Annotated in this window: 8 protein-coding genes; 2 read left to right on the forward strand and 6 right to left on the reverse strand. The window is 39.8% G+C overall.

The features are described from left to right. On the reverse strand, nucleotides 1-538 hold a 538-nt coding region (locus VF500_RS30375; RefSeq protein ID WP_330863247.1), incomplete at its 3' end, for an Hsp70 family protein. A 258-nt stretch (nucleotides 539-796) separates the two neighbouring features. Between VF500_RS30375 and VF500_RS30380 the strand changes: the two genes are divergently transcribed. Both VF500_RS30380 and VF500_RS30385 read left to right on the forward strand, forming a co-directional pair. Beyond that, entirely contained in the window at nucleotides 797-1,087 is a 291-nt protein-coding gene (locus VF500_RS30380) for a hypothetical protein (RefSeq protein ID WP_330863248.1), read from the forward strand. Between the two features lie 318 nt (nucleotides 1,088-1,405). Continuing rightward, nucleotides 1,406-1,897: a GNAT family N-acetyltransferase gene (locus VF500_RS30385; RefSeq protein WP_330863249.1), complete on the forward strand. Its 492-nt coding sequence runs from the start codon at nucleotides 1,406-1,408 to the stop codon at nucleotides 1,895-1,897. 81 nt (nucleotides 1,898-1,978) lie between these two features. On the opposite strand, the gene VF500_RS30390 is transcribed toward VF500_RS30385, so the two are convergent. From VF500_RS30390 to rpsK, 5 genes are all read right to left on the reverse strand, one after another. After that, nucleotides 1,979-2,461 carry a hypothetical protein gene (locus VF500_RS30390; protein WP_330863250.1) on the reverse strand — a complete coding sequence of 161 codons (483 nt, stop codon included), beginning with the start codon at nucleotides 2,459-2,461 and terminating at the stop codon, nucleotides 1,979-1,981. A gap of 707 nt (nucleotides 2,462-3,168) precedes the next feature. Continuing rightward, nucleotides 3,169-3,720, reverse strand: a complete 552-nt coding sequence (gene rplQ, locus VF500_RS30395) for a 50S ribosomal protein L17 (protein WP_330863251.1) — start codon at nucleotides 3,718-3,720, stop codon at nucleotides 3,169-3,171. 153 nt (nucleotides 3,721-3,873) lie between these two features. Beyond that, complete coding sequence (locus VF500_RS30400; RefSeq protein ID WP_110585880.1) at nucleotides 3,874-4,866, reverse strand: DNA-directed RNA polymerase subunit alpha; 993 nt, start codon at nucleotides 4,864-4,866, stop codon at nucleotides 3,874-3,876. A 193-nt stretch (nucleotides 4,867-5,059) separates the two neighbouring features. Further along, the gene (rpsD, locus tag VF500_RS30405; protein ID WP_110585879.1) at nucleotides 5,060-5,668 is read right to left on the reverse strand and encodes a 30S ribosomal protein S4; all 609 of its coding nucleotides are present in this window, start codon (nucleotides 5,666-5,668) and stop codon (nucleotides 5,060-5,062) included. Nucleotides 5,669-5,735: 67 nt separating this feature from the next. Further along, nucleotides 5,736-6,125: a 30S ribosomal protein S11 gene (gene rpsK, locus VF500_RS30410; RefSeq protein WP_112574505.1), complete on the reverse strand. Its 390-nt coding sequence runs from the start codon at nucleotides 6,123-6,125 to the stop codon at nucleotides 5,736-5,738. Between the last annotated feature and the right edge of the window lie 159 nt (nucleotides 6,126-6,284).

Genomic DNA, 6,284 nt, shown 5'->3' on the forward strand with positions numbered 1-6,284 from the left:
CAAGGCCATAAGCCAGGGCGGCGGCAGTAGGCTCATTCACGATACGGCGTACATTCAGACCGGCAATTTCACCGGCTTCTTTGGTAGCCTGACGCTGAGCATCGTTAAAGTAAGCAGGAACGGTAATAACCGCTTCAGTTACTTCGGTACCTAAGAAATCTTCGGCAGTTTTCTTCATTTTCTGAAGGATCATTGCAGAAATTTCTTGCGGGGTATATTTACGGTCGCCAATTTCAACACGTGGAGTGTTGTTGTCACCTTTAACTACTTTATAAGGTACACGGGCCGCTTCACTTGTAACTTCATTAAACTGGTTACCCATAAAGCGTTTGATTGACGAAATGGTTTTTGTAGGGTTTGTGATAGCCTGACGTTTTGCAGGATCACCAACTTTACGTTCGCCATTATCAATAAAAGCTACTACAGACGGCGTAGTACGTTTACCCTCGCTGTTAGCTATAACTACAGGCTCGTTACCTTCCATTACAGCAACGCAGGAGTTTGTTGTTCCTAAGTCGATTCCAATTATTTTAGACATATATGATTGTTTTTCTTTTTTGATTTATTTGTTTACTTACCACTGCTGTTTATCAATGCTTGTGCCAATATGCCAATGGCAGTAAAAATTGCCTGTAATTGTCAGTTCATGAACAAGGCGGCAGGATAGCTTACTTTGTGATGACAGGTTGGCAGAAAATATAGAGATGAAAGGCGAAAGGTTAAAGGCAAAAGGTTATTGCCGGATTTGTTAATTGTCAGTATATCGATTAACTTAAAACCCATAGTTTAAACAACCATGAAATATATCAGGGAGGGTAATAACAAATTCGGAACGGTATTATACACTATCGACGGCAGCTACGTGCGGAAAGGCCAGGGCCACTTTGGCAACATATTATATACCATAGATGGCAAGGTGGTTAAAAAAGGCCAGGGAATGTTTGGGGATGTAGTTTGTAATCTCGACGATAACCTGATCAGGAAAGGCCGCACCCTCTTCGGCGATGTGCTCTATAATATCGATGGCAATTTTGTACGCGAAGGACGCAGTCGGTTTAATGATATCAAGTTTTATATTGATGAGTAACGGTGAATTTGTCTGAACCGGGATTTATAGAATTAAAGAATTGATCGAATACTAAGCAAATTCTAAAAATTCCTTAATTCGTTTAATTCGGGTTCAGACAACCGCCAAGGTTTCTAATTAAAATCCTTATTTTTATATTAATAAACAAAACGCCTCTGCTACTTAACACACTCAACAGGCTCATCATACTGCCTGGAATTGTATAACAAACGGCCATAATACGCTGGCTGTACCTTCCCTTTAAAAAAGCGAACTGGTTATTTATTGTTATTTAATTCCAAACATCCAATGTTTTTTATTCAATCACAACGGTTAAAAATGATACCGTTAACACATGAACAATTACTGTTACTTAAACAAGACCGTCAGCTGCTGGAGATATCATTAGGCTTAACCCCCTCGACTATGTTGATCGATCCATTATATATCAAAGAGATTGACGAAGCCTTCGATACGTTCTGGCTGCCCAATACGCTCGCCTTTCCCGATAAACACCTTTGGTATACCGGCTGGGAGATCGTTCTTAAAAGCACCAACACCGTTATCGGCGGTATGGGCTTTGCCGGCTATCCTACCCCCGATGGAGAAGCGGAAATAGGTTATATGATCGATGCCAATCAGCATAATAAAGGCTTTGCCACCGAAGCTTTACATCTGCTTTCGCAATGGGCATTTAGCCATGACTTTGTACAAGCTATCATTGTACATACTTATGCCGATAACCTGCCATCAAGAAGGATCCTTGATAAACGCGGTTTTACCCTGATAGATGACACGGCAGGACTGCTCACCTATAAGTTAAACAGGTAACAGCAGTAAAAAAATAAAGACTTACGATCAGTCCTCCAACGGACATCGTAAGTCTTTTAAAAATAAATGCGGATTTCTCAATTACTTCGACGCATTGATCAGCGGGGTTTGGTCGTAATAAGCTATTTCAACAGCTATTTTCCCGGCTTTATTAAATTCGTCAAACTGCACCAGGTGAAATTTTGCAGTTTTCTTTGTTTTCTTGTTTACAGTAGTTACCGTCCACCACGATTGTACAGTAAAAGGATCTTTATCATATTGAAGGCCATCCGGGTAACCTACTTTAACAATCTTGATCTGCCCCCAGTCTTTCGCTATAGCAGCCCAGCCTTTTTTCTGATCAGCAAGGGTAATTTTCTTAGGGCTCGTCGGATCATAAAATATCGCCGTATCGGCATACAATTTTGCCAAACCAGTCCAGTCCTGTTTAATAAACAGGTTGGTGGAGTTATTCACAATGGTAATGTATGGGTGTTCTTTATAAATGATGCCGTTTTTTTTAGGAGCTTGCGCAAATGTACTACCGGCTAACAGTACAAAAAGCACGATCAAAAAATTTCTCATCGTTTTAAGATTTAAGGGTTAAACTTGGTTATAATTCCACTTAAATTTAAAAACAATAAATCAGAAAACATACTAATTATCTGATTATTAGAAAACTACAAATCCAGCAACATTATATCGGGTAATGAAATTTTTGTGAGGCTAACAATATAAAAAACACATTATTAGTTAAAGGCCTATTTAAAATCAATCTCTTTTTTAAAAGCGCCTTCTCATAAAAAATCCTGACCAATATAAAAATCGTCATTGTTTCGTTCCAAGGTATGGCTAAGTTTCAACGCAGTTGTCACGCTAAGTTTTAAAATCTGGCAGACTCTGAAGGTAAAATGGCATTAAGCAAAGGGGGCTGGTCATCCTGAGCTTGTCGAAGGGTCGCGTGCAGAGGCCTTACCCGCCATGCTTCGACGGGCTCAGCATGACACCCTTTTTATGTGATGCAACTTGTTTCAGCACCCCACAAGAAAGGTAGGCGATTTGCTTAGCACACGGCTTAGCAAATGAGGTGTTGAAACAAGTTCAACATGACGGCTATTTTTAATCATGCCATAGGCAGAATAACAGATCAATATTTCAGCTTCACAATCTTCGGACGCCGTCACCGTTAATTTAATGCCACCTTATTTTACTAAATCCTGAAATTTCCTTAAAACAAAAACGCCCGGTTCAAATGAACCGGGCGTTTTTAATACCCGAAGATGAATAATAAATTATTCGCCTTTTTCAGCGTTTTCTTCGTTTTCAGAAGTTGCAGGTGCTTCAGCAGCCGGTTCTTCTTTAACGTCTTCAACTACTACAGCTTCTTCTGCAGCTACAGGAGCAGCAGTTTTAGCTTTTGCACCAGAACCACCACGACGACGTGTTGATTTCTTAGCAGGAGCAGCAGCATCATTACCGTAAACAGTGTTGTAATCAACAAGCTCGATGATTGCCATTTCAGCGTTATCGCCTAAACGGTTTTCTAACTTGATGATACGGGTGTAACCACCTGGGCGGTTAGCAATTTTCTCAGCAACCTCGCGGAAAAGGATTGAAGTAGCATCTTTATCTTGCAGGTAGCTAAATACTGTACGACGTGAATGCGTAGTATCGCTTTTTGATTTTGTTAAAAGTGGCTCAACATAACCGCGTAAAACTTTTGCTTTTGCTAATGTTGTAGTGATACGCTTGTGTAAAATAAGCGAAGTTGCCATGTTAGCCAGCATCGCTTTGCGGTGGCTGGTAGTACGGCCTAAGTGATTGTTTTTGTTTCCGTGTCTCATTGTTTTATATATTTCACGTGCATACCGTTGGGCGATAAACTCAAGCCCTCGGAATTATGCTTTCGCTTAATGTTTGCAACAAGAATCAAGAGTCAAGAAACCAAGAGTCAAGACAAAGTCTTGCTTCTTGATTCTCACAGTCTTGCTTCTTTCTTATTCTTCGTCTAACTTAAATTTAGACAGGTTCATACCAAAAGATAAACCTTTTGATTTAACCAGGTCCTGGATCTCAGTTAACGATTTTTTACCAAAGTTCCTGAATTTTAACATGTCAGCAACATCGTACGATACCAGATCAGCCAGGCTGCGGATATCAGCAGCTTTAAGGCAGTTAAGGGCACGTACAGAAAGGTCAAGATCAACCAACTCAGTTTTAAGGATCTTACGCATGTGCAGGATCTCTTCGTCAACTTCTTTGGTTTCTTCTTTAGCCTGTGCTTCAAGCATCATGTTTTCATCGCTGAACAGCATAAAGTGCTGGATCAGGATTTTAGCTGCTTCTTTCAAAGCATCTTCAGGATGGATTGAACCATCGGTAGCAATATCCAATACTAATTTTTCATAGTCGGTTTTTTGCTCAACACGATAGTTTTCGATGGTATATTTAACGTTTTTGATTGGGGTATAGATCGAATCGATAGCTATAACACCAACGTTAGCGTCAGGATTTTTATTTTCCTCGCTTGGTACGTAACCACGGCCTTTACCTACAGTAAGCTCAACTTCAAGCGTTACAGCAGGGTCCATGTTACAAAGTACCAAATCAGGATTTAATACAGTAAAGTTGTTAGAGAATTTGGTGATATCCCCTGCCCTAAATGCATCCTGGCCATTTACAATAACAAATATTTTCTCGCTGTCGCCAGATTCACCTGTTTTCTTAAAACGAACTTGTTTAAGGTTCAGGATGATCTCGGTTACGTCTTCAACAACACCTTTGATGGTTGAAAACTCATGCGTAACTCCCGAAAAACGTACAGAAGTGATTGCAAAACCCTCAAGTGATGAAAGTAAGATACGACGCAGAGCATTACCAATGGTTACACCAAAACCTGGTTCTAACGGACGAAATTCAAACGTACCATCAAAATCATTTGCTTTTTGCATGATAACCTTGTCTGGTTTTTGAAATGCTAAAATTGCCATTTATATCCTTTATTTATTGTTTACTTAATTAATAGATCTGAGATTTGAGATATTAGATTTAAGACATTTGATCTGCCTGTATTCAACTATCTGGTACCTAAGAACATTCCTATGATTGATTTGTTTACGTATGTAACCAGAAATGAGATTTGAGAACAAGTCCCAAATCTCACATCTAATATCCAATATCTTATTATTTTGAGTACAACTCGACGATCAGATTTTCCTTGATGTTTTCAGGGATCTCATCGCGGTTAGGATAGTTAAGGAATTTACCTGTTAAGGCATTTGCATCCCATTCTAACCAGCTGTATTTGTTGATTCTTCTTCCGGCTACTGAAGTAGTGATAGCTTCTAATGATTTAGATTTTTCACGTACTGCAACCACATCACCAGCTTTCAATGCATATGAAGCGATGTTTACAACAGCACCGTTAACAGTGATGTGTTTGTGGTTAACCAATTGACGTGCTGCTGAACGTGTAGGAGCAATACCTAAACGGAAAACAGCATTGTCTAAACGTGCCTCTAAAAATTTCAACAGGTTTTCGCCTGTGATACCTTCTTTAGCAGAAGCACGGTGAAATAAGTTTTCGAACTGACGTTCTAATACACCGTAAGTGTATTTAACTTTTTGTTTCTCTTGCAACTGAGTTGAATACTCTGATTGCTTTCCACGACGTTTTGACGCGCCATGTTGGCCCGGTGGATAGTTTTTACGATCTAACGCTTTGTCCGGACCGAAGATCGGCTCACGGAAACGACGGGCAATTTTGGACTTTGGTCCTGTATATCTGGCCATTTTTGTGTGTTCTTAAAGTATCAAGCAACCTGTAGCTGCTGAATCTTAGCTTTAAAAAATATGTTAATTAAACTCTTCTTCTTTTTGAAGGACGGCAACCGTTGTGTGGAAGCGGTGTAATATCTTTAATCGTAGTTACTTCGATACCTGCAGTTTGCAAAGTACGGATAGCTGACTCACGACCGGCACCAGGGCCTTTTACAAATACTTCAACTTTACGTAAACCTAAGTCATAAGCAACTTTACCGCAATCGGCAGCAGCCTGACCGGCAGCGTAAGGAGTATTCTTTTTTGAACCTTTGAAGCCCATTTTACCAGCAGATGACCAAGAAATAGCCTGGCCGGTTTTGTTGGTAAGGGTGATGATGATGTTGTTGAAAGTAGCATTGATATGCGCTTCGCCAACAGGCTCAACAATCACAATGCGTTTCTTGGTTACTTTTTTAGCTTTAGCCATTTTTTTTGTTGTTACTTACGAATTACTGGGTTAATTCAATAACCCGGACCCGTAAAAATTACTTAATGAGGTATTCCTGACAGCTCGAAGTTATCAACTGGCCATTAACCAATTTCCAACCTCTAACCACCAATCACTATTTAGTAGCTTTTTTCTTGT

Origin of the sequence: Mucilaginibacter sp., assembly GCF_036383575.1 — a bacterium.
Taxonomy (GTDB): domain Bacteria; phylum Bacteroidota; class Bacteroidia; order Sphingobacteriales; family Sphingobacteriaceae; genus Mucilaginibacter.

What these genes read in the sequence shown, in the direction of transcription:
- VF500_RS30380 (WP_330863248.1), top strand. Translation starts at nt 797, where the DNA reads ATGAAATATATCAGGGAGGGTAATAACAAATTCGGAACGGTATTATAC.
- VF500_RS30385 (WP_330863249.1), top strand. Translation starts at nt 1,406, where the DNA reads ATGATACCGTTAACACATGAACAATTACTGTTACTTAAACAAGACCGT.
- VF500_RS30390 (WP_330863250.1), bottom strand. Translation starts at nt 2,461, where the DNA reads ATGAGAAATTTTTTGATCGTGCTTTTTGTACTGTTAGCCGGTAGTACA.
- rplQ (WP_330863251.1), bottom strand. Translation starts at nt 3,720, where the DNA reads ATGAGACACGGAAACAAAAACAATCACTTAGGCCGTACTACCAGCCAC.
- VF500_RS30400 (WP_110585880.1), bottom strand. Translation starts at nt 4,866, where the DNA reads ATGGCAATTTTAGCATTTCAAAAACCAGACAAGGTTATCATGCAAAAA.
- rpsD (WP_110585879.1), bottom strand. Translation starts at nt 5,668, where the DNA reads ATGGCCAGATATACAGGACCAAAGTCCAAAATTGCCCGTCGTTTCCGT.
- rpsK (WP_112574505.1), bottom strand. Translation starts at nt 6,125, where the DNA reads ATGGCTAAAGCTAAAAAAGTAACCAAGAAACGCATTGTGATTGTTGAG.